At 39.9% G+C, this 22,574-nt stretch carries 18 protein-coding genes, 1 pseudogene and 1 riboswitch; of the genes and pseudogenes, 5 read left to right on the top strand and 14 right to left on the bottom strand.

Features of this window, described 5'->3' with window-relative positions; all coding sequences use genetic code 11:
• From V7147_RS25175 to V7147_RS04445, 3 genes are all read right to left on the bottom strand, one after another.
• The coding region (locus tag V7147_RS25175) for a hypothetical protein (protein WP_438824542.1) at nt 1-77 on the bottom strand (77 nt) is incomplete at its 3' end.
• Nucleotides 78-374: 297 nt separating this feature from the next.
• Nucleotides 375-1,769 (bottom strand): sucrose-specific PTS transporter subunit IIBC, encoded by a 1,395-nt coding sequence (locus V7147_RS04450; protein ID WP_335366657.1) that lies wholly within the window; start codon nt 1,767-1,769, stop codon nt 375-377.
• A 129-nt stretch (nt 1,770-1,898) separates the two neighbouring features.
• Nucleotides 1,899-2,885: a LacI family DNA-binding transcriptional regulator gene (locus tag V7147_RS04445; protein WP_335366656.1), complete on the bottom strand. Its 987-nt coding sequence runs from the start codon at nt 2,883-2,885 to the stop codon at nt 1,899-1,901.
• Nucleotides 2,886-3,039: 154 nt separating this feature from the next.
• Between V7147_RS04445 and V7147_RS04440 the strand changes: the two genes are divergently transcribed.
• Nucleotides 3,040-3,876 (top strand): GNAT family N-acetyltransferase, encoded by an 837-nt coding sequence (locus V7147_RS04440; RefSeq protein WP_335366655.1) that lies wholly within the window; start codon nt 3,040-3,042, stop codon nt 3,874-3,876.
• A 259-nt stretch (nt 3,877-4,135) separates the two neighbouring features.
• On the opposite strand, the gene V7147_RS04435 is transcribed toward V7147_RS04440, so the two are convergent.
• From V7147_RS04435 to V7147_RS04420, 4 genes are all read right to left on the bottom strand, one after another.
• Nucleotides 4,136-4,609 (bottom strand): GNAT family N-acetyltransferase, encoded by a 474-nt coding sequence (locus V7147_RS04435; protein ID WP_335366654.1) that lies wholly within the window; start codon nt 4,607-4,609, stop codon nt 4,136-4,138.
• Between the two features lie 18 nt (nt 4,610-4,627).
• Nucleotides 4,628-5,449, bottom strand: a complete 822-nt coding sequence (gene kynA, locus V7147_RS04430) for a tryptophan 2,3-dioxygenase (protein WP_335366653.1) — start codon at nt 5,447-5,449, stop codon at nt 4,628-4,630.
• 173 nt (nt 5,450-5,622) lie between these two features.
• Nucleotides 5,623-6,069, bottom strand: coding sequence for a threonine/serine exporter family protein (locus V7147_RS04425; protein WP_335366652.1), 447 nt, complete (start codon nt 6,067-6,069; stop codon nt 5,623-5,625).
• A gap of 17 nt (nt 6,070-6,086) precedes the next feature.
• Nucleotides 6,087-6,830 (bottom strand): threonine/serine exporter family protein, encoded by a 744-nt coding sequence (locus V7147_RS04420; RefSeq protein WP_335366651.1) that lies wholly within the window; start codon nt 6,828-6,830, stop codon nt 6,087-6,089.
• 203 nt (nt 6,831-7,033) lie between these two features.
• Here V7147_RS04420 and V7147_RS04415 point away from each other — a divergent pair, with 203 nt between their 5' ends.
• Nucleotides 7,034-8,698 carry a glutamine--tRNA ligase/YqeY domain fusion protein gene (locus V7147_RS04415; RefSeq protein WP_438824540.1) on the top strand — a complete coding sequence of 555 codons (1,665 nt, stop codon included), beginning with the start codon at nt 7,034-7,036 and terminating at the stop codon, nt 8,696-8,698.
• A gap of 165 nt (nt 8,699-8,863) precedes the next feature.
• Here the strand turns inward: V7147_RS04415 and V7147_RS04410 are convergent, their stop codons facing one another.
• From V7147_RS04410 to V7147_RS04395, 4 genes are all read right to left on the bottom strand, one after another.
• Nucleotides 8,864-10,582 carry an ABC transporter ATP-binding protein gene (locus tag V7147_RS04410; protein WP_335366649.1) on the bottom strand — a complete coding sequence of 573 codons (1,719 nt, stop codon included), beginning with the start codon at nt 10,580-10,582 and terminating at the stop codon, nt 8,864-8,866.
• A gap of 150 nt (nt 10,583-10,732) precedes the next feature.
• Nucleotides 10,733-12,595 (bottom strand): PTS fructose transporter subunit IIABC, encoded by a 1,863-nt coding sequence (locus tag V7147_RS04405; RefSeq protein WP_335366648.1) that lies wholly within the window; start codon nt 12,593-12,595, stop codon nt 10,733-10,735.
• 15 nt (nt 12,596-12,610) lie between these two features.
• Entirely contained in the window at nt 12,611-13,522 is a 912-nt protein-coding gene (gene pfkB, locus V7147_RS04400) for a 1-phosphofructokinase (protein ID WP_335366647.1), read from the bottom strand.
• Entirely contained in the window at nt 13,519-14,274 is a 756-nt protein-coding gene (locus V7147_RS04395; protein WP_335366646.1) for a DeoR/GlpR family DNA-binding transcription regulator, read from the bottom strand. The genes pfkB and V7147_RS04395 overlap by 4 nt, the downstream gene beginning before the upstream one ends.
• Nucleotides 14,275-14,429: 155 nt before the next feature.
• A riboswitch (guanidine-I (ykkC/yxkD leader) is annotated at nt 14,430-14,530 on the top strand.
• Between the two features lie 64 nt (nt 14,531-14,594).
• Here V7147_RS04395 and V7147_RS04390 point away from each other — a divergent pair.
• Both V7147_RS04390 and V7147_RS04385 read left to right on the top strand, forming a co-directional pair.
• Nucleotides 14,595-14,937, top strand: a pseudogene (locus V7147_RS04390) (DMT family transporter).
• A complete protein-coding gene (locus V7147_RS04385) occupies nt 14,937-15,251 on the top strand; it encodes a DMT family transporter (protein WP_335366645.1) in 315 nt (104 codons plus the stop codon). The pseudogene V7147_RS04390 and the gene V7147_RS04385 overlap by 1 nt, the downstream one beginning before the upstream one ends.
• A 74-nt stretch (nt 15,252-15,325) precedes the next feature.
• On the opposite strand, the gene V7147_RS04380 is transcribed toward V7147_RS04385, so the two are convergent.
• Nucleotides 15,326-16,231: a LysR substrate-binding domain-containing protein gene (locus V7147_RS04380; RefSeq protein WP_335366644.1), complete on the bottom strand. Its 906-nt coding sequence runs from the start codon at nt 16,229-16,231 to the stop codon at nt 15,326-15,328.
• 176 nt (nt 16,232-16,407) lie between these two features.
• Between V7147_RS04380 and gdhA the strand changes: the two genes are divergently transcribed.
• Nucleotides 16,408-17,787 carry an NADP-specific glutamate dehydrogenase gene (gene gdhA / locus V7147_RS04375; RefSeq protein ID WP_438824541.1) on the top strand — a complete coding sequence of 460 codons (1,380 nt, stop codon included), beginning with the start codon at nt 16,408-16,410 and terminating at the stop codon, nt 17,785-17,787.
• Between the two features lie 385 nt (nt 17,788-18,172).
• Here gdhA and odhB read toward each other — a convergent pair whose 3' ends face one another.
• Together odhB and V7147_RS04365 are read right to left on the bottom strand one after the other, a co-directional pair.
• A complete protein-coding gene (gene odhB, locus V7147_RS04370; protein ID WP_335366642.1) occupies nt 18,173-19,426 on the bottom strand; it encodes a 2-oxoglutarate dehydrogenase complex dihydrolipoyllysine-residue succinyltransferase in 1,254 nt (417 codons plus the stop codon).
• A complete protein-coding gene (locus V7147_RS04365) occupies nt 19,423-22,263 on the bottom strand; it encodes a 2-oxoglutarate dehydrogenase E1 component (RefSeq protein WP_335366641.1) in 2,841 nt (946 codons plus the stop codon). The genes odhB and V7147_RS04365 overlap by 4 nt, the downstream gene beginning before the upstream one ends.
• Between the last annotated feature and the right edge of the window lie 311 nt (nt 22,264-22,574).

The raw sequence follows: 22,574 nt of genomic DNA, 5'->3' as shown, positions 1-22,574 counted from the left end.
CATTGGTAAAAGAGATGGTAAACTCCCTTATACTGAATGAACCCATTTGGGTCATTAAGCAAACCCGCCGGTGGCATCAAGTGAAATCGCAAACGGTACGGATCATTTTCTACCTTCTCCCTATTTCGTAAAACTTCCTGATTTGCTTTTTCGATTAATTCATGCTGATTCATGATGTACTCCTTACGTAAAGAAGGCAAGTAAAGATTACTTGCCCTCTGTTTTTGTCTAGTTTCAGGTGCCATCAGCTCTCTGGTCTAAGCCANNTCAGCGCTCGTCTTATGCTTGTCGTCTCTGCCAGGACGGCAAGGATTCCAGCGTTAGGCACAGGACGTGCCTGCCCTTAGCTGGAATTGGGGCGCCTTGCACATTTCTTATTTTTCTTGCATTTTATCTGAGTACCCAAACATCCAAGTAAGAATGAAGGCAACTGCAATTGCTACTACGTTCACTAAGATATAGAGTAAAATTTGTCCGTTTAAATAAAGCAATGTTCCCGGGATTACCGTGATTGCCATCCCTGTTGCTTTAAGTCCAAGGATTGAGGCCAAGAAACCTCCTACACCACCACCAATAAGTCCCATGATAAATGGTTTCACATAACGAAGGTTTACCCCAAAAATAGCTGGTTCTGTGATACCTAAAAAGGCAGATAATGTTGATGGTAATGCTAAAGCTTTTAATTTTACAGATTTTGTTTTTAACCCTACTGCTAACGCTGCTCCGCCTTGTGCTGCAACTGCACATGTCACGATTGCGTTATATGGGTTGAAGCCGAATTTTTCAAGTAATTGAATCTCTAATAGGTTAAAGACATGGTGAACACCTGTAATAACGATAATTTGATTAAGGAATCCGATAATTAATCCCGCTAAACCAAATGGCCATTCAAGTACTGCTACTGTAGCGTCTAAAATGATATTTTCAACTGTGTGGAATACTGGTCCGATTGCAAACAGGGCTAATGCAATCATGATAAGTAATGTTAAAAATGGTGTTACAATTAAATCTAGTGCTTCTGGAACACGTTTACGAATCCATTTTTCAAGCTTTGCACCTACAATACCTGTGATAAAGGCTGGGATAACGGAACCTTGGTAACCTACTACCGGGATGAATCCAAAGAATTTTATTGGATCCACATCACCTCCAGCTACTCCCCAAGCGTTTGGCAAGGATGGGCTTACAAGCATGAGTCCGAGTACAAGTCCGATTGTTGGATTCCCTCCAAATACACGGAATGTTGACCATGCTACTAGAGCAGGTAAGAAAATAAACGCAGTATCTGTTAAGATTTGTGTAAATAAAATGAAGTTTTGTGAGATATCAGCAGTTGTTAAACCAAACCATGCTAGAATTTGCTCTTGCATCACTAATCCACGAACACCCATGAAAAGACCTGTTGCAACTAGTGCCGGAATAATCGGGACAAACACGTCACCGAATGACCTTACAGCTCGTTGAAAGACATTCCCGCTTTTCGCGGCTTCTTTTGATTGGTCTGCTTTTGTTGTTGTTTCAATTCCAATCTTTTCAACCTCTTCATAAATGCGGTTTACTGTTCCTGTACCCAGAATGACCTGGAATTGACCTGAATTAAAGAATGCTCCTTTCACCTTATCTACATTTTCAACTTTTTCTTGATTGATTTTTTCTTTGTCTTGAACCATAATTCGTAATCTTGTTGCACAGTGTGCAGCAGAGAGAATATTTTCTTGACCCCCAACTGCCTCGATAATTTCTTCAGCAATTCGACGATTTTCTGACATTTACTCTTCACCCCTATAAAAATAGCGTTTGTGTGGTATCGATTACATATACTAGGTAATCGATTACACATTGCTGTAAAAAAATCGGATGGTTGTGTGTAATCGATTACACACCCATCACGAAACTGATTATATACTATCTCGAATTATTAGTCTATAGTCGATTTGTTTTTTTTCTAAGGAAATCCCTTCCTGTAAAATCCGTAGCAATGTCTTTGCCGCCTCAGCTCCAGTATGTTCACTAAGAAAGTCGATCGTCGTTAATTTCGGATGAACATACTTTGATAAATCAGAAGCCCCCATACCAGTTAAGGCGACATCATTAGGAACCTTCAAGCCCTGTTCTTTCAGGTATTCCATCGCCCCTATTGCCAAACGATCTGTAACACCAACAATTGCAGTCGGTTTTTCAGAAGAAACTTCAAAAATTTCCTTAGCCGTCGAATAGCCTGATTCAATGCTGAATTCTGCCTTTCCAATCCAATGGTCAACAACAGGTAGTTGGTTTTCCTTTAATGCTGCTAAGTATCCATCTTTACGCTTATAGCCAACCTCATAATCTGCCTCATCGACACCGATAAAAGCTATGTTACGATGACCTTTTTCAATTAAAAGATTGGTGATTTCCTTTGCGGCCTGGAAGTTATTGTTAATAACAGAAGGTACACCCTCCATCTCTTGACCAGTCGCAACAAATGGAATCCGGAGTTTGTTAATTTCATTAAGAAGCTCCTCACCCCGATTGGTCGCAAGCAGAATGATTCCATCAACCTGTTTACTTTTTAAAAGCTTCACATACTCAATTTCTTTTTTCGGATCAAGATTTGTATTTGTAAGTAAGATTTGATAGCCGTGTTTTGCCAATTCTTCACTAATTCCATTGACAATCCTACTTGCTGTCTCTGTACTCAACTTTGGTAAAATGACACCAATGACATTGGATTGCTTTGTCCGCAACGCTTTTGCATGTTCACTTGGGATATAGCCTGTTTCGTCAATGATTTTTAAAATTCGTTTTCGAACGTCATCACTCACATATCCTGAATTATTCAACACCCGCGAAACAGTTGCGCTTGAGACATTTGCCAGCCTCGCTATTTCCTTCATCGTCACCATGGCATTTCCTCCATTACATTTCATTCCTCTTTATTTTACACAATTCTCTCAAGGACAAAAGGAATTTTATACGTTTTAAAAAATATTCTTCTAAGGGATCCTCAGAATCCATTATAATTAATTCAAATATCGTCTAATAAAGGTTGTGGGGAAAATGATTGCCAAGCTTGAAAAAATTTACTTTGAAAAAGTTAAACCGCTCCTTCATGGGTTAGAGAACCACCCAGTTATCAACGGAGTCATCGATGGGAATAACCCTGGAGAGATTTATGTAGATAATCTAATTGATCCCAAGACAGCTTTTATCTGGGCGAAAAATGAGATGTTCTATCTTTGCGGGAAGGTTGATAATGAGAAGTTTAATTTGGCACTTGAGGAATATATCGCAACCGTGGTCCGGCTTGAGGCACTTCCAGAGGAAGATACACTAAATCTAGAAATTTACCCAAACCATGACTGGAATGGATCCATTGAATCCATTTTTATGCGAGTTCCACTTCTTAAAGGTGAACGTGTACCGTTTGTTTTTCATCGAGAATGGTTTAATCCAGACGATACGAAGGGAATTCCTAAGGGTTATGAGATGAAACCAATTAACCGGGAGTTAATGGATTGGGATGAAGTTCACATTGTGAGAAATGAAGTCATTAAGTTTTGGGGCGAATCCCTGGAGTCATTTTTTCAAAAAGGCTTTGGCTATGCCGTCGTTCAAGGTTCAACCGTAATTGGGACTTGTCTGTCCGTCTTTGTTTCGAAAAATGAATACGAGATTGGAATTAACACTTATGAGCCCAGCCACCGTGGCAAAGGGCTAGCGACCGCAATGGCAAGTGCATTTATCAAGGAATGCTTAAGTCGAGGTGGAAACCCGCACTGGACAACAGAGTCGTTTCGTAAAGACTCCATCGTGATTGCGAAAAAAATTGGCTTTGAGGAGCTTAAGAATTATCCCGTTTATTACTTGCCTTTTGATGAGTTTATCCTAAAGTAAGGAGTTTGCCTAATGAATGCCCTGGTTAAGCGCTAGGGCTGATAAATAGACGGAAAAATTCCGCCTAATTTGGAATTATCGTTAAAAAACGCTCATATAGACGGAGAGATTCCGCCTATTGACTCAGAAAATGCGAAAATGCGAGGTATTTCTTTGTATAGTCGGAAACACTCCCTTTATTTATCCCTAAACGAGTTCCATTCTGTATTTAACCGGAAAACCTCCGCTAATTTTCTTTTTCCGGTTACATCAATCGCTCTTAAATGATAAACTCCTGAATCGAACAGTTTCTTTCATCAAATCGTTCCTCATAGTTACCCTTTGTACATTTTGAAATGATATTTCTCCAAAAAGTCCGGGCTCGTTCATTCTTTTCCGACTGTTGTACATACCACTTGCCAGGATACTTAGCAAAGATCTTCTCGGCAACATTTGATCCGATTCCTTTTCCCTCGTAGCCTCTCATTATAAAAAATTCTTCTATCGAATTAGGCTCCTCTTCCGTTTGACTTTGCATTAATACAAAGCCTGCAAGCAAACCATCCACTTTTACAAAATATGCATGATGATTACGATCCGTCCAGTAGACATCAAGATCAAACCTTTCAAAACGTCCATCTTCATTAATCCGTATACTACTCATATACTGGGTAAATTCGTAAATATAATATTGCATGAGATGATGTAAAACATCTTCTTCCTCTTTTGAAACAGCTTGAATTTGAATATCCATTGTTTAGGTATGCTCCTTCTATAATCTCGTCCGTATACTCCACAGCTCTGGGAAAAAACGATGGTTGGTGACCTGCTTCAAATATTCAACTCCTGCAGATCCACCTGTCCCCCTCTTATAACCGATAATTCTTTCAACGGTAATCATGTGGTTATAGCGCCATTTCTGCTGGTGGGCTTCAATATCTACTAGCTTCTCCGCAAGCTCGTAAAAATCCCAATACTTATCTATATTTTGATAGACTTCTAACCAGGCCTGTTCGACACTTTCATTCGCTTTGTAGTCCTTTGTCCAATCCCGCACAAGGCATGCTTTGTCAATTTTAAAGCCCCGTGTTGAAAGGGCTAGAATGGCTGCATCGTAAATGCTTTTTTCTTTAAGTGCAGACTCGACCTGTTTGTAAACTTCGGGTTGATGCTTATAGACACCTAGCACATTCGGTTTCTTATGGCCGAAAGAAAACTCGATTAACCGATTTTGATAGGATTGGAAGCCTGAAGACTTTCCGAGTGTCCCCCTAAATTCCATATATTCCGAAGGTGTTAACGTTGATAGAACATCCCAGGATTGAATCAATTGCTGCTGGATTCGAGAGACCCTTGATAGCATTTTAAACGCTGGTTCGAGATCATTTTTTAAAATCGATGTTTTCGCAGCATTGACCTCATGCAAAATTAGCTTCATCCAAAGCTCACTTGTTTGGTGGATGATGATAAACAGCATCTCATCATGGTGCTTAGAAAGGCGATGCTGGCTTGAAAGCAAAGAATCTAACTGAAGATAATCCCCATACGTCATGTCCTTTGATAAATCATCGTAAATGCCGTCGTTTTTGCTCATACACGTCTCCTTTCTGAGATGAAAGATGGTGTTTAAGTATCTAAATGGGTTTTCTAATCCTTATTTTCTATGAATATGCAAAAAATCCTTTAAATTTCACGAATCTTTAAAGGACTTTTTTTCTATCGACTTTAGCTAAAAACTAACCCGAGCCTAAAAAAACCTCCTGGAATTCAAGATCCTGGAAGCTTCTCTTTTTTTCTTCTTCTAATAATCAACTGATTTAGCACCTCTGATATGACGAGCCCGAATGCAATTGCACCTGAGATCATAAACGCTCTTGCCGCAAGCGATAAAGCCGTGGAATAGTCATTTTCAACAAAATTCCGCATCGCATTATATGCAATTCCACCGGGTACCAATGGAATAATTCCGACAATACTATAGATAATCACTGGGTTTTTATATGTTTTTGCAAAGATATGGCTGATGATTCCAACTAAAACAGAGGCAGCAAGCGTTGCATAAACCGCATCAACCCCTTGCCAAAATAATAGGATATATAACATCCAACCCAACATTCCCACAAGTCCACATTTTATAAGAGACCTTTTCGGAACGTTGAATATGATTCCAAATGTACTTGAAGCAATTAAGCTTGTAACCAAATGGGAAAGCATAATAAACTCCTTTCAGATTAGAAAATAGCGAGCACAACAGCAATCCCGGTACCAATTGCTAGTGCAGTTAAAAATGCTTCTGCACCTTTGGAGAGCCCTGAAACAAGGTGACCCGCAATCAAATCCCTGATCGCATTGGTGATTAACAAACCAGGTACAAGTGGCATCACAGAGCCTATGATAATTTTATCAAGCTCTGCCCCCACCCCTGTAATGATAAAAAGATAAGCAACGATTCCTATCAAAAATGAAGCCAAAATCTCTGAAAAAAATTTGATTCGAATTAACTTATGAATGAAGATAAAAAAGGCGAAGCCAACTCCCCCTGCAACACAAGCTGGTAAAAAATCCGTCCAGGTCCCAAAGAACATGATTGTAAAACAGCCACTAGCTATGGCTGATGCCAAAATTTGAATCCAAATTGGATAGGAAAGATCCTTTTTTGAAAGTTCATCAAGTTCCATTTTTGCCTCTTCAAGCGTTAAATCCCCGCTGCTGATTTTGCGGGAAATGCTGTTTGTGATGGTTACTTTTTCTAAATCTGTAGACCGTTCATTTATCCGGATTAAATTGGTTGGTTCTGTCTGACTAGCTGAAAACATGATTGCGGTAGGAGTCACATAACTATGGGACGTTAAAATCCCAAACGCTGCTGCCATCCGGTTCATCGTATCCTCAACTCGATACGTCTCGGCACCACTTTCCAGCATGATTTTCCCCGCTAACAAACAGATCTCTACAATTTCACTCTTTTTCTCCATAAACATTCGCTCCAATGGTTAAAAAATCACATACAGTAAATCTTAATTGAAAGACACCCTCATAATCAACTCAAACTTTGGTAAACATGAGAATAATGGTAATTATTCTGGATTTATGATATATTCATCCATTATAGGATGTTCAAAAAGAAGTGTGACAATCATGATAATTGAGCGTCCAGTACAGGATAACGAAAGAGGTTATGACCGTGGAGAATAATAATGTTTCAAATTTTATTAGGAATATCATAATCGACGATTTAGAAACAGGTAAACGCGATCATGTCGTTACGCGCTTTCCTCCAGAACCAAACGGATACTTACATATCGGACACGCTAAATCCATCGTGCTGAATTTTGACCTGGCAGATGAATTCAAAGGCAAAACAAACCTTCGTTTTGATGATACGAATCCTTTAAAAGAGGATATTGAATTTGTGAACGCGATTAAAGAGGATGTAAAATGGCTTGGGTATGACTGGGAAGGTTTATTTTTTGCATCGGACTACTTTGAAGAGATGTATAACCGCGCTGTTTTACTTATTAAAAAAGGTCTTGCGTATGTGGATGATTTAAGCGCAGATGAGATCCGTGAATATCGCGGAACACTCACAGAGCCTGGAAAAGAAAGTCCATATCGCGACCGCTCAATCGAGGAAAACCTTGAGTTATTTGAAAACATGCGCGCTGGTAAGTACGAAAATGGAGAAAAAGTGTTACGTGCAAAAATTGATATGAAGTCACCGAACATCAATTTACGCGACCCTGTTATTTACCGAATTTCTCATACAACTCATCATAATACAGGTGATAAATGGTGCATCTATCCGTTGTATGCCTTTGCTCATCCACTTGAGGATGCAATTGAGGGTGTAACTCACTCCATTTGTACGATTGAGTTCGAGGACCAACGTCCTTTTTACAATTGGGTAGTTGAGCATTGCGAAATGGAGAAAAAGCCACAACAAATTGAATTCGGCCGCATCAATTTAACAAATACCGTCATGAGTAAGCGTAAGTTGAAGCAGCTTGTTGAGGAATCTTATGTTGATGGCTGGGATGACCCACGCATGCCTACCATTTCTGGGCTAAGACGAAAAGGGTATACAGCTGAAGCAATCCGCAACTTCTGCCGTGAACTAGGGGTTGCGAAAAACAACGGAACTGTTGATACACAAATGCTAGAGCATTTCGTTCGTGAAGATTTAAAGCTTAAAGCACCACGAACAATGGGTATCATCAATCCACTCAAAGTCGTGATTACGAACTATCCAGAAGGACAAGTCGAAATGCTCGATGCGGAGATTAACCCGGAAAATCCAGATATGGGAATCAGACAAATTCCATTTTCTCGTGAGATTTATATCGAACAAGAGGATTTCATGGAAAACCCGCCGAAAAAGTATTTCCGTCTCTTCCCTGGTAATGAAGTGCGTCTAAAGCATGCATACTTCATTAAATGTGAAGAAGTCATCAAGGACGAGGAAGGAAAAGTGGTCGAGCTTCGTTGTACGTACGACCCTGAAACAAAGAGTGGTACTGGCTTTACCGGTCGTAAGGTAAAAGGTACGATTCACTGGGTTGAGGCTACACAAGCGGTGCCTGCAGAATTCCGTCTCTATGAGCCACTTATTTTGGATGCGGAAGAAAATGAGGAAGAAGACGACAAAACATTTCTTGATTTTGTCAATCCAAACTCCCTTGAGGTTTTAAATGGTTTCGTTGAGCCTAACATGAAAGATGTAAAGCCACAGGATAAGTTTCAATTCTTTAGACATGGCTACTTCAATGTGGATTCGAAGCACACAACGAAAGACCATCTTGTCTTTAACCGAAGTGTTTCTTTAAAAAGTTCATTTAAATTATAAGAATAAGCTTAATGCTTCCGCTATCGGTGACAAGCATAAGACAAGCACTGACAGAAGGTGCACTTTACCTTCCGAAGTGATTGGCTTATGACCTCGATCCGATGACGCCTGGAGCTTGACACTAAAAAAGACTCGTGTCCAAAACGGCACGAGTCTTTTTATTTCCTATGATTGATACTGAACCTGGTGTAGATTTGCGAAGATACCACCTTTTTCAAGCAGTTCATCATGTCCACCTTGTTCTGCGATGCCATCTTCCGTCACCACTACAATGCGGTCTGCATTTCGGATTGTTGCCAATCGATGTGCAATGACAAGTGTAGTTCGATTCTTAGATAGCTCTGTTAATGCTTTTTGAATGATTTGTTCCGTTTCTGTATCTAATGCTGAAGTGGCCTCATCCAAGATTAAGATTGGCGGATTTTTCAAGAACATTCTTGCAATTGCAATTCGCTGCTTTTGACCACCTGATAGCTTAAGTCCACGTTCTCCAACCTGTGTCTCATACCCATCTGGCAATCCTGCGATAAATTCTTCTAAATGCGCTCGCTTTGCTGCTTCCTCGATTTGTTCATCCGTTGCTCCTAGCATCCCGTACGCAATATTTTCCTTTAATGTTCCTGTGAAAAGGAAAACATCCTGCTGTACGATTCCAATTTGGGAACGCAATGACTGCTTTGTCATTTTTCGGATATCCATTCCGTCAATTGAAATTGAACCACCATTAACATCGTAGAAACGAGGAATTAATGAACAAATCGTCGTTTTCCCTGCTCCAGATGGTCCGACAAACGCCACGGTTTCTCCTGCATGAACCTTTAGATTAATATTCTTTAAAACCGGTCCCTGCTTTTCATCATAACCAAATGTGACATGGTCAAACGCGATATCACCACGAAGAGATGGTACTGCTACTGCATCCTTTGCATCCTCCACCTCTGGCTCCATATCAAGCAGCTCTGTAAACCGTTTGAACCCAGCCATCCCCTTTGGATAAAGCTCCAATAAGGCACTTATTTTATCAATTGGTTTAAAAAGAACATTAACGTACAGTACAAATCCGACTAGTTCCCCGTATGTAAGCTGCCCGTTAAAGCTTAGCCATGCACCGACAACTAACACTATTAATACAAACAAGCGTGTCATGAGGTAGATCCCTGCAGATGTTGATCCCATTACCTTATAGGCACCAAGCTTAGAGCGACGGAACTTACGATTGTCTACCTTAAACCTAGAGATCTCGAATTCTTCATTTGTGAAGGATTGGACCACTCGCGCCCCAGCAACGCTGTCCTCAACCCGTGCATTGACATCTGCAATATTACTATACATCGACTTCCACGCACGATTCATACGAACATTCGAATAGGCAATCAGCCAAATTAAAAATGGTACAACAATGATTGCAATTAACGCAAGCTTCACATTAATCGTTAGCATAATCCAAAATGCACCGACAAAGGTCATGATGGCGATGAATAAATCCTCAGGTCCATGGTGGGCAAGCTCACCAATATCAAATAAATCATTCGTAATCCTACTCATTACATGACCTGTTTTTGTATTATCGAAAAAGCGAAACGATTGCCTTTGGACATGCTGGAATAGCTGTTGCCTCATATCGGTTTCAATATTAATTCCGAGCTTATGTCCCCAATAGCCCACGATAAATTGCAGTCCCGAACTAACTAAATATAAAACTAACAAACCTATGCTTACCCAGACGATTGCGGACCAGTCTTTGGTTGGCAAGAGTTTATCAATGAACCATTGCACCGCGAGCGGAAAGGCAAGCTCTAATAACGCAACAATAACCGCACAGCTGAAATCAATTAGAAACAGCGTCCGGTGTGGCTTGTAATATGTAAAAAAGCGTTGAATCATCTTATTCTCTCCTTATGACTTCCTTCTACCTATTTCGAATTATAAGCCGTTTCCCCTGAATTTGACAAATTATTTTGTTACTCGAAATTTTTCTTTTATGCCCCAATCTCATAAAAATAACCCCGTGCACTAAGCGCGGGGTCTTTATTCTTATTTAATCGGTTTTTTCAGGAATCCAACTAACAGTGCTGTTATGATTGTGCCAATGATGATAGCAAGTACATATAACGCCCAACTACCTGTTACAAAAGGAATCACAAAAATTCCACCATGTGGAGCTGGCAAACCGATTCCAAACAGCATTGTAAGAGCGCCCGTTACTGCAGAACCAATGACTGCAGAAGGGATTACTCTTCCTGGGTCAGCTGCCGCGAATGGAATTGCACCCTCTGTAATAAACGATGCTCCCATGAAATAAGCTGTTTTACCAGCTTCACGTTCTTGTTTTGTAAACTTATTTTTAAAGAGTGTTGTCGCTAAAGCTAGTCCTAGTGGCGGTGTCATCCCACCTGCCATAATTGCTGCATGTGGTGCATAATTCCCGGCATCAATCATTGCAATCCCAAAGGTAAATGCAGCCTTATTAATTGGTCCACCCATATCAATCGACATCATTCCGCCTAAAATTAATCCAAGCACTACTAAGTTTCCTGTTCCCAAACCTTCAAGCCATGCAGTCAACCCGTCCATCACAGATTTTAATGGTCCAACAAGCACATACATAACCACGCCTGTAATTAAAATCCCAAAGAACGGATAAATCAATACTGGTTTAAGACCTTCAAATGATGATGGTAAACCTGAAAATACTTTCTTCACTAGAAGCACAACATAACCCGCAAGGAATCCGGCAATAAGTCCGCCTAAAAATCCTGCTCCACCTGTTGTCGCCATTAAGCCGCCAATCATACCTGGTGCTAATCCTGGTCGGTCCGCAATACTCATTGCAATAAATCCAGCTAACACAGGAATCATTAATTGAAAAGCATTCGAACCACCGATTGTCATGAGTGCTCCTGCTATCGGATTATAGGAAGGATCCGCAGGGTCAGAAGCATGAATCCCAAAAATGAATGAAATCGCAATCAACAACCCGCCACCAACAACGAACGGAAGCATGTTGGAGACACCATTCATTAAGTGCTTATAAAAGCCACTTCTTTCTCCACCTTCTGCCTTTTGCTTTGTAGTTTGCTCAGCATGGTAGGTTGGCGCATCCTGGTTAATGGCCTTCGTTAACAATTCCTCGGGTTTGCGAATTCCTTGAGCAACCGGAACCTGTATCACTTTTTTACCGTTAAAACGTGCCATTTCCACCTGTTTATCCGCTGCTACAATGATGGCAACCGCGTCATCAATTTCTGCTTGAGTAAGGGCATTTTTCACACCAGTTGAACCATTCGTTTCGACCTTAAAATCTATTTTCATCTCTTTTGCTTTCGCTTTTAAAGCGTCTGCAGCCATATACGTATGGGCAATTCCAGTTGGGCAAGCTGTTACCGCAAGAACCTTTTTCTGTCCTTCTTTTATCTCAACTGGCACTTCTTCTTCATTTGACTCATTTTCTTTTTCATTAATGACATCGATGAGCTCGTCTGGAGATTGAACCTTCATTAATTTTTCACGAAAGCTAACATCCATCAACAACGAGGACAAGCTTGATAATGTTTCAAGATGGGCATTATTTGCCCCTTCACTTGCAGCAATCATGAAAAATAAATGACTTGGCTGACCATCCAATGATTCATAATCAACCCCAGCCGTTGAGCGTCCAAATGCAATTGCAGGTGTTTTTACCGCTGCCGTCTTCGCATGTGGAATCGCAATTCCTTCACCAATTCCAGTTGTACTTTGGCTCTCCCTTGTTAATATCGCTTGTTTATACTGTTCCTTATCTTGAAGACGTCCCGCTTCGTCAAGCTTCGAGACTAATTCATCGATAACATCAAGCTTTGATGAAGAAGAAAGCTCAATAATGATTGTATCCTTCTTCAAAAGGTCTGTAATTCTCATGCCGCATGTTCCTTTCTATAACTTTTTCACCTGTATCTGTGAAATCAATTCATTTATCTTTTCTTCCGTCGCCAATCCTTCTGAATAGGCCGTTGCACTGCCGGCAGTTGCTCCAAAGCGAAAGGCCTCTATTGCATTTTGATTTTTTGAATATGAAGCAATAAACCCCGCTACCACAGAATCGCCTGCGCCTACTGAACTAACAAGCTTCCCTTCAGGAATGTTTGCAAAATAGACCTCATCCCCCACAAATAGCAAGCTACCCTTGTCTGCCATTGAAACAATGACATGCTCGGCTCCCATTTCAATGAGCTTTTTCCCATAGGGGATGGCTTCTTCTGCATTGTTTATTTCAACATCAAATATTTCAGCAAGTTCATGATGGTTTGGTTTGATTAAAAACGGTTTAAAGGGAAGCACTTCTACTAATAAATCCTTTGTGGCGTCCACAACGATTTTTACCTGCTTGTCCTTTAGGTTTTTCGCTACCTGTTTATATAAGGTCGTTGGCAATGATGCAGGGATACTCCCTGCAAGAACCAGCACATCCCCTTTTCGCAGATGATTAAACTTGTCTAAAAGTTGTTCTAGTTCAGTTGATGTAATTTGCGGACCTGATCCGTTTATCTCAGTCTCTACATTTGAATGAAGCTTTACATTAATTCTTGTGTCACCTTCAACAGCGATAAAGTCAGTCTTGATGTTCCTTTCCTTTAAAGCATCATTCAAAAATTGTCCTGTAAAACCGCCAATAAATCCTAATGCTACACTTTTCGTTCCGACATTTTGCAAGACAGTGGAAACATTAATCCCTTTTCCACCTGGGCTTTTTCGATCATTTTTAATGCGGTTTAATTCTCCCACGTTAAAGTCATCCACCTCAATAAAATAATCGATGGAGGGATTTAACGTCACCGTGTAAATCATGTTGTCACGACCTTTATGTTGATATGTTGTTGATAGGATTTAAACTCATTATTTGTTAACCCATCATCTGTTATTAAAATAGCATCCGTTAATGAAGATATTTTTGAAAAAGAAACCTCGTTGAACTTAGAATGGTCGGCTAAGACAAAAGCCTCCTTTGACAAGGACAGAGCTGTTTGTTTGATTAATGCCTCTTCTGGGTCTGGGGTTGTAAATCCATACTTCATGTCAATCCCATTCACCCCTAAAAAGCATTTATCAAACCGATAAAGGTTTAAGCTCGATAATGCCCTACTTCCAATCAATGCCTTTGTTTGGGGTTTTACAATTCCACCAATTAAGTAAGTTGCAATCCCTTTTTCAAGCAAAGGTTCAATTAAATTGACACCATTGGTTACAACCGTTAGCCCTTCTTGATTAAGAAAAGGGATCATTTGCAAGGTGGTAGTCCCAGCATCCAAATAAATGGAGTCTCCATCATGAATAACCTGTGACGCATATTTTGCTATTGCCCTTTTTTCCTTCAAGTTCTTATCCGTTTTTTCTATATAAGTCGGTTCCATTCGGCTTCCTTGGACTAATGACGCTCCGCCATGAACCCTTCTTAATTTATTCTCATTTTCAAGCTGAACTAAATCACGGCGGATTGTTGATTCCGACGAATTCGTTCTTTCGACTAGTTCTTGAAGCTTCACTACACCTTGTTCCTTTAATAAGGATAAAATAAACTGATGTCTTTCCGGAGTTAACATCCTGTCACTTCCTTAATGATCGGATTGTACTCTCATTATATTGAAACCCATTTCACAAATCAACCAAAAACATTCATTATCATCCAAATACAATCATGTGTAATTTTTACCTCTTTCTACAAAAATGCTTCTATTGTATAACGCATGAGTTGAATAAAAAGGTTTTCTATGGTTCCGTAGCTTAATAGCTAGTCTGGTCCGAGAGAAAACTCATAGCAAATTCGCTATGCCACGGAGGGATAAAAGCCTGGGAGATTATACATTTGTTATAATCTCTCGGGTTTTTTATTTATAACCGATCTATTAAGGGGGAATTATAAATGAACTTTGGATGGATGAAAGTCTTTTTTGCGGATTTTTTGAAGTGTTTTGGGTGATTGGCTTAAAGCATGCGGATAGTTTTTGGACATGGACAGGTACAGCAATTGCCATTTTCATCAGTTTTTACGCTTTAATTGATGCTGGCAAAAAATTGCTGGTCGGAACTGTTTACGCTGTTTTTGTTGTTGGGCTTGGTACCGCAGGAACAGTTTTATCTGAGATATTATTTTTAACGAGCCTGTCAAATTAACAAAGCTTCTATTAATTGGTCTGCAATTAGTAGGTGTTATTGGGCTAAAGCTTGTTACAAAAGAGGAAAATACACAAGGAGTTGAAGGATAATGGCATGGTTATCGCTTATACTTGCTGGACTTTTAGAAATGTTAAGAGTCGTGATGATCAATCAATTTCATAAAAAGAATAACTGGAAATCCTTTGTTTTACTCCTTGCCGCTTTCGGCGGAAGTTTCCTGTTTCTAAGCATTGCAATGAAATCTTTGCCCATGGGCACAGCATATGCCGTATGGACTGGGATTGGTGCTTCAGGGGGAGCCATCTTAGGAATGCTCCTATATGGCGAGCCAAAAGACTGGAAACGATTCGTATTTATTGGTCTTATCATCAGTTCAGCAGTCGGCTTGAAATTAGTAGGATAAAACGAAATGAGGAGCCCCCTTGGCTCCCCATTAACCGACAATATTCTCCTATTTCCGAGGAAATACAACGAGGATTAATATTGAAACTTGTCCAAAAATGAAAAATAATCCTTTAAAAACTCATAAAAGATCTGTTCTGTTGGTAGCAATTTTCGCTCTTTGGGAATAATAACGCCAACTGAACGGGTCACCTCTGGGTGAACAATCGGTAATTTCACAGTCGAATGTGGAATATTTTCTACCAAGGTGGCTTCAGGTATGATTGTGATTCCAAGTCCCGCAGACACAAGTCCCTTGATTGCATCAATATCTTCTCCCTCAAAGGTAACAGTCGGCTGAAACCCGAGTTGGTTACATGCTTTTACGATTATATCCCGTAACACAAAGCCATTAGGAAATAATACAAATTGCTCTTCCTTTAACTGACTAAGACTTAATGATTTATTGGAAGACAGTGGGTGTGAGCGATGCAAAAGTGCTACCATTTTATCGGTAAATAAAGTGGTTCCGATGAGTTTCTTTTCCTGGTTTGGTACAGGTCCAAGCAAGGCCATATCAATCTCTCCAGTCTTCACTCGCTCCACTAATGAATAGTAATTACCTTGTGACAATGAAAATTTCACTTGCGGATGTTTATCTCGAAATGCGGATACAACTGTTGGCAGTGTATGAGCAGCTAGGCTACTTGGAAATCCAATCCGAATTGTCCCGCGTTCTGGATCCAAATATTCTTCAATCTCACGTTTTGCATTATCTAAGACATTTAATGCCTGCTCGACATGATCTAAAAAAACTTTTCCAATTGCCGTTAGTTTCACATTTCGTCCATCACGTATAAATAAATCTACACCTAATTCAGCTTCAAGATTGAATAACTGCCTGCTAACAGCTGATTGGGCAATATGCATTGAATTTGCCGCTTCCGTCACATGTTCTCGCTTAGCGACTTCAATAAAATAGGTCAGTTGTCTGAGTTCCACTGGGCTTCCTCCTCCATCCATCTAATTTCGGCATCAATTATATCTTTTATTAATATTGTTTAGATTAATTATTCATTATAAAATAATTAATATCAAGAATTAACAAAAAATTTATTGTCCGTTGATTATGTACTAACAAATATATAGCAAAGAAAGGGTGAATGTACACGATGGCTATGATCGAACAGTCTATTCCTGTACCAGAGTTAAAACAAGCTACCGATTATATGAACAAAGTATATGAGGAGGTTAAGAAGAGAAATCCTCATGAACCAGAGTTTCATCAGGCGGTGAAAGAAATTTTCCTATCGCTTGTACCTGTATTTGCTAAGAATCCAAAATATATGCAACACGCTATTTTGGAAAGAATCGTTGAACCGGAAAGAATGATTACATTCCGTGTACCTTGGGTAGATGACCAAGGTCAAATTCATGTAAATCGTGGCTATCGTGTTCAGTTTAACTCTGCACTTGGCCCGTATAAAGGCGGTTTGCGTTTCCACCCTTCCGTTAATGCAAGTATCATCAAGTTTCTCGGCTTTGAACAAATTCTTAAAAACTCCTTAACTGGTCTACCAATTGGTGGAGGAAAAGGTGGATCTGATTTTGATCCAAAAGGTAAATCAGAAAATGAAATCATGCGTTTTACACAAAGCTTTATGACAGAACTAACCAGACATATTGGACCGGACATCGATGTTCCAGCTGGGGATATCGGTGTAGGTGCAAGAGAAGTTGGCTACATGTTCGGTCAATACAAAAGGCTGCGCGGCAGTTTTGAAGCAGGTGTATTTACTGGAAAAGGACTTGGGTATGGCGGTAGTTTAGCTCGTACGGAAGCAACAGGCTACGGAACTGTCTACTTTGTTGAGGAAATGCTTAAAGAACAAGGTCTTTCTTTCGAAGGAAGCACAGTAGTTGTTTCAGGTTCTGGTAATGTTTCTATTTATGCGATTGAAAAAGCTCAACAGCTTGGCGCAACGGTTATTGCATGTAGTGACTCAAACGGCTATATCTACGATGAAAATGGCTTAGACTTAGAAACAATCAGACGCATCAAAGAAGTAGAGCGTAAACGTATAAAGGAATATGTGTTAGAGCACCCAGAAGCAGAATATGTTGAAGGCTGCTCTGGTATATGGTCAATTCCTTGTGATATTGCACTACCGTGTGCAACCCAAAATGAAATTGATAGTGATTCTGCACAAACTCTTATTTCAAATGGAGTAAAAGCAGTTGGTGAAGGTGCAAACATGCCTTCCACATTAGAAGCAGTTGATTTATTCCTTGAAAGCCATGTGCTATTCGGACCTGGGAAAGCAGTTAATGCTGGCGGAGTTGCTGTTTCTGCTCTTGAAATGTCACAAAATAGCATGAGACTTGCTTGGACATTTGAAGAAGTGGACAGCAAGCTACAAGACATAATGGCTTCCATCTACCGTCACAGCATGGATGCTGCTGAAGAATACGGTCATCCAGGAAACCTTGTATACGGATCTAACATCGCTGGCTTCTTAAAAGTAGCTGACGCAATGATCGCTCACGGAGTTATCTAAAATTGAATGCAATCGCCTTGTCCGGGCGATCGAGCTATATACACTAGACGCTGTTTTCCTACTGGAAAGCAGCGTTTTTTTCATGATCGAGTAAAAAACAAAATAAGCGGAGGTTTCCGGTTAAATGCAAAATGGAGCTCGTTTCGGGGTATATAAGGGGAGTTTTTCCGACTATTCAAGTCAAGTCCCTCCATTTCTACATATTTCAAGTCAATAGACGGAATCTTTCCGTTTATTTAGACCTTTTTAATAATAATTACGCATTAAGCGGAATTTCTCCGTCTAATTATCGGTTCAGGTACAACCCGATCCCCGGTTAGAAACCTTGGTAAATAAAGAAAAGACGTATGCCAATTCATACGTCTTTTCTTCCCGTACTATTTAATCAACCTTCTAATAATAGGTCTTCTGGATCTTCTAATAGTTCTTTTACTTTTACAAGGAATCCAACAGCATCTTTACCGTCAATGATTCTGTGGTCATAAGATAATGCCACATACATCATTGGACGTACTTCAACAGTATCATTATTATCTACAACAACAGGGCGTCTTTGGATTTTGTGCATTCCCAAAATACCAACCTGTGGTGCGTTAATAATTGGTGTTGAGTTTAGGGAACCGAATGTTCCACCATTTGTGATGGTGAATGTTCCACCTTGAAGGTCGCTTAATCCTAATTTATTGTCTCTTGCTTTAACTGCAAGTCGACCGATTTCAGCTTCAATACCTGCAAAGCTTAATGTATCTGCATTACGTACAACTGGTACAACTAAACCTTCTTCTGCAGAAACCGCAATACCAATGTCATAGAAGTTCTTAAGAACAATTTCATTCCCTTGAATTTCAGCATTTACGTATGGATACTGCTTAAGTGCTCCGATAACTGCTTTTGTGAAAAATGACATGAAGCCAAGTTTCACACCATGCTTTTTGAAGAAAGCATCTTTACGACGAGCTCTTACATCCATAACAGCTGTCATATCAACTTCATTAAATGTTGTTAGCATTGCTGCTGTATGTTGTGCTTCAACAAGTTTTTTTGCAATTGTTTGACGACGTCTGGACATTTTAATACGTTCTACACGTGGGTCGTCATTTACAACTGGTGCTGCTGCAGGCTGTTTTGCTGCAGGAGCTGGTGTTGGAGCAGCTTGTACTTGCTTGTAAGCTTCTACTCCTTCAACTCGAACGCGTCCAAGTGGATCTTTGTATGGAACTTCGTTCAAGTCAATACCAAGCTCTCTTGCGCGTTTTCTAGCTGCAGGAGAAGCAATTGCTTGCTTGCCCTTCTCTGCAGCTGATTCAGCCGCAACAGGTTCTTGTTTTGCTTCTGAAGCTGCCGCTTGAGGCTCTCCAGCAGGTGCTGCTTCTGGCGCAGGACTTGCTGCGCTTGATTCTGAACCATTTTCATCAAGCTTTGCAATAACTTGACCTACTTCAACATTATCACCTGGGTTGAATAAGAATTCTTTGATAACACCTGTATGTTCACTGTTAATTTCAACGTTTACTTTATCTGTTTCAAGTTCAGCGATGGACTCACCTTTGTTAACAAGTTCGCCTTCTTTTTTTAACCATTCAACAATTGTTCCTTCTGTAATGGATTCAGCTAGTTCTGGAACTTTGATTTCGATCATTGCTGATTCCCTCCTTTTTCTATAAGCAATGCATCCTGCATAATCCAAGCTTGTTCTTGTTTATGAATATCTGGGTCGCCCGTAGCTGGACTTGAACGCTTCGGTCTACCAATATAATCTAGTTTAATTTCTTCAGATAAAATGTCCATTAATACTGGTTGTAGAGCTGGCCACGCACCCATGTTCTTAGGCTCTTCTTGAACCCAAACAACTTCTTGTAGGTTTGGATATTGGCTTACTAATTCCTCTAGTTCTTGCTTAGGGAATGGATACATTTGTTCCACTCTAGCAATATGCAAGCTTTGTGCTTGTTCAGGAGGTAAATTAGCAGCTTCTGTTGCTAAGTCAATTGCAACTTTACCAGTACAAAGTATTAAGCGAGTGACTTTCTCTTTCTCAGTTCCCATTCCTGGCTGTTCAAGTAATGGCTTGAAGCTTCCATTCGTTAAATCAGCTAGTGATGAAGCTGTTTGTGGATGGCGAAGTAGACTCTTTGGAGTCATTACAATCAATGGTCTTGCTTCATCAGTTGAAGTAAGCAATGATTGTCTTCTTAATAAATGGAAATATTGTGAAGCGCTTGTTACGTTCGCAACAATCCAATTATTTTCCCCAGCTGCATTTAAGAAACGTTCCACTCTACCACTTGAGTGCTCTGGACCTTGTCCTTCGTATCCATGTGGTAAAAGCATCACAAGACCTGATTTTTGTCCCCATTTCGCATGACCTGATGAAATGAATTGGTCAATAATCGGCTGTGCTACGTTTACAAAGTCACCAAACTGTGCTTCCCAAAGGACAAGCGCATTCTCATCTTGAACACTATAACCGTATTCAAATCCAAGAACAGCAGATTCAGATAATGGGCTGTTATAGATTGAGAATGAAGCTTTTGCTTCTGGAATATTGTGTAACGGAACATATTTTTCATTAGTTTCATAGTCATTTAAGGCAACATGACGATGGGCAAAAGTCCCTCTTTCACTATCCTGACCAGTTAATCGAACTGTTTTTCCTTCCGCAAGTACTGATCCGAATGCTAGTGTTTCAGCCAATGCCCAGTCTACCTTATTCTCTTCATCCAATGCTGTTTCACGGCGTTTTAAAATTCTCTCAAGCTTTGGATAAACAGTTATGGATTTTGGCCATTGTAATAATCCTTTATTCATGCTGCGTAAAAGATCAGCAGGTACTGTCGTATCGAATTCTGGAATAGCTGATAAAGCTTTCGGCTTCTTCGGCTTCACACGCTCTTCATTTTCCACAAAATCGTCAAAAATAGATTGAAGACTTTGCATGAAATCGTCACGTTTTTGTGAAAGTTCTTCAACTGTTGTTACGTTCTCAGCAACTAGGTCATTTCCATACTTATCAGCGATTACCGGATGATTTGCAATCATTTTGTACAATAATGGCTGTGTTACACTTGGGTCATCCATTTCGTTGTGACCAAAGCGTCTGTATCCAACTAAATCAATTAAGATATCTTTTTCAAAACGCTTACGGTATTCATATGCAAAATGAATTGCCGCAAGACAAGCTTCCGGATCGTCCGCATTGACACGTACAATTGGAATCTCATATCCTTTTGCAAGGTCACTTGCAAAACGAGTTGAACGAGAATCTGTATTATTTGTTGTAAAACCAACCATATTATTGGCAATGATATGAACCGATCCGCCCGTTTCGTATCCTTTTAATCTGCTTAAGTTCAATGATTCAGCTACAACACCCTCACCTGGGAATGCCGCGTCACCGTGGATCAGTACACTAATTGCACTTTGCTTATCCTGAACCGGGTAGCCAGCTTTTCTCGTATTGTCCTGTACAGCACGAGTGATTCCTAGCACAACAGGGTTTACAAACTCTAAGTGACTAGGGTTGTTTGCTAGATTAATTCGGGTTGTATGTTCCTTAGGTCCTTTAAAATTGCGGTCAGCCCCTAAGTGATATTTCACGTCCCCAGACCAACCATAGTTAATTCCTCTTGAGCCTTCAGAAGGAATTAAATCTTTGTTTGGTGCATGGTGGAATTCAGAGAAAATTAATTCGTATGGTTTATTAAGAACATGTGCTAGCACATTTAAACGGCCGCGGTGAGCCATACCGATCATAATATTGTCGGTACCATCACTACTGCCCTCTTGGATTAATCGTTCAAGCATTGGTACAAGCATATCTAATCCTTCGATTGAGAAACGCTTTTGACCAACGAACGTTTTGTGTAAGAACTTTTCAAAGCCATCAACATTCATTAATCGCTCCGCAAGTTGTTTCTTTTCATCAGCAGTAAGCTTTAAGCCTACTCCTCTGATTTCAACCTGCTCTCTTAACCATTGTCTTTCGTCTTCAGGGTCAACATGTCCAAATTCATAAGCAATGGTTTTTGTGTAAACAGATTTCAAATGCTCGTAGGCGTCCCATCCAGTATGAACAAATGGAGGAGCTTCTTCCCAAATATATGTCGCTGGAATATCCATTAAATCTTCTTTTGTAAGATTATAATAACCAGGCTCTAAAAAGCTGGTATCTGGCTTCGGTCTAGTGCGAAGCGGATAAATATCAGCGGCTAAGTGCCCGTATGCACGAATGCTTCTAATTAATTTTGCTCCGGATGTAATCGTTTTGATTGTTTTCGGTGAGATACCCTCACTTACTAACTCTGCTGTCGCTGCTTGCTCATCTGCCGGTGGTGGTCCAAGTTCTTCAAAAAGCGCTTTCACAGATGAGTCTACTGAACTAGGATCATTCTTGTATTTTTCATACATGTCAAAAACATAACCCATATTTGGGCCATAGAATGACTCCCACACATTTTTCTTTAGTTGATTATCCATTTTTAATTAGCCTCCATATTACACGTTGTAATATTTACATAGACAATTTGTATTTCACAGAAATATGACATCTACCCATACTATACCCTATTTCCAACTATTTTCTAGTAAAGTGCTTACATTGGGAGTTTCCAAAAAAAAGCCGTAAAAATAGGCAAAATAAGAGTCATTATATAGTCATTATTCTGATTAAATATGTTATCCTTATCATATAGTTGAAAGCAAAAAGTTTCCTTGATATAAATCAAGTTTTGAAAGGATTTTTAACTATGTTCAGAAGAAGTGGGACTTCTCCTGAATAAAGTTAAAGC

Origin of the sequence: Bacillus sp. JJ1521 (genome assembly GCF_036965165.1) — a bacterium.
Lineage (GTDB): Bacteria > Bacillota > Bacilli > Bacillales > Bacillaceae_L > Ferdinandcohnia.
The sequence above is the reverse complement of the archived record's forward strand: the minus strand, read 5'-3'. Positions and strand labels throughout refer to the sequence as shown.

What these genes read in the sequence shown, in the direction of transcription:
- V7147_RS04450 (WP_335366657.1), bottom strand. Translation starts at nt 1,769, where the DNA reads ATGTCAGAAAATCGTCGAATTGCTGAAGAAATTATCGAGGCAGTTGGG.
- V7147_RS04445 (WP_335366656.1), bottom strand. Translation starts at nt 2,885, where the DNA reads ATGGTGACGATGAAGGAAATAGCGAGGCTGGCAAATGTCTCAAGCGCA.
- V7147_RS04440 (WP_335366655.1), top strand. Translation starts at nt 3,040, where the DNA reads ATGATTGCCAAGCTTGAAAAAATTTACTTTGAAAAAGTTAAACCGCTC.
- V7147_RS04435 (WP_335366654.1), bottom strand. Translation starts at nt 4,609, where the DNA reads ATGGATATTCAAATTCAAGCTGTTTCAAAAGAGGAAGAAGATGTTTTA.
- kynA (WP_335366653.1), bottom strand. Translation starts at nt 5,449, where the DNA reads ATGAGCAAAAACGACGGCATTTACGATGATTTATCAAAGGACATGACG.
- V7147_RS04425 (WP_335366652.1), bottom strand. Translation starts at nt 6,069, where the DNA reads ATGCTTTCCCATTTGGTTACAAGCTTAATTGCTTCAAGTACATTTGGA.
- V7147_RS04420 (WP_335366651.1), bottom strand. Translation starts at nt 6,830, where the DNA reads ATGGAGAAAAAGAGTGAAATTGTAGAGATCTGTTTGTTAGCGGGGAAA.
- V7147_RS04415 (WP_438824540.1), top strand. Translation starts at nt 7,034, where the DNA reads ATGACCGTGGAGAATAATAATGTTTCAAATTTTATTAGGAATATCATA.
- V7147_RS04410 (WP_335366649.1), bottom strand. Translation starts at nt 10,582, where the DNA reads ATGATTCAACGCTTTTTTACATATTACAAGCCACACCGGACGCTGTTT.
- V7147_RS04405 (WP_335366648.1), bottom strand. Translation starts at nt 12,595, where the DNA reads ATGAGAATTACAGACCTTTTGAAGAAGGATACAATCATTATTGAGCTT.
- pfkB (WP_335366647.1), bottom strand. Translation starts at nt 13,522, where the DNA reads ATGATTTACACGGTGACGTTAAATCCCTCCATCGATTATTTTATTGAG.
- V7147_RS04395 (WP_335366646.1), bottom strand. Translation starts at nt 14,274, where the DNA reads ATGTTAACTCCGGAAAGACATCAGTTTATTTTATCCTTATTAAAGGAA.
- V7147_RS04385 (WP_335366645.1), top strand. Translation starts at nt 14,937, where the DNA reads ATGGCATGGTTATCGCTTATACTTGCTGGACTTTTAGAAATGTTAAGA.
- gdhA (WP_438824541.1), top strand. Translation starts at nt 16,408, where the DNA reads ATGATCGAACAGTCTATTCCTGTACCAGAGTTAAAACAAGCTACCGAT.
- odhB (WP_335366642.1), bottom strand. Translation starts at nt 19,426, where the DNA reads ATGATCGAAATCAAAGTTCCAGAACTAGCTGAATCCATTACAGAAGGA.
- V7147_RS04365 (WP_335366641.1), bottom strand. Translation starts at nt 22,263, where the DNA reads ATGGATAATCAACTAAAGAAAAATGTGTGGGAGTCATTCTATGGCCCA.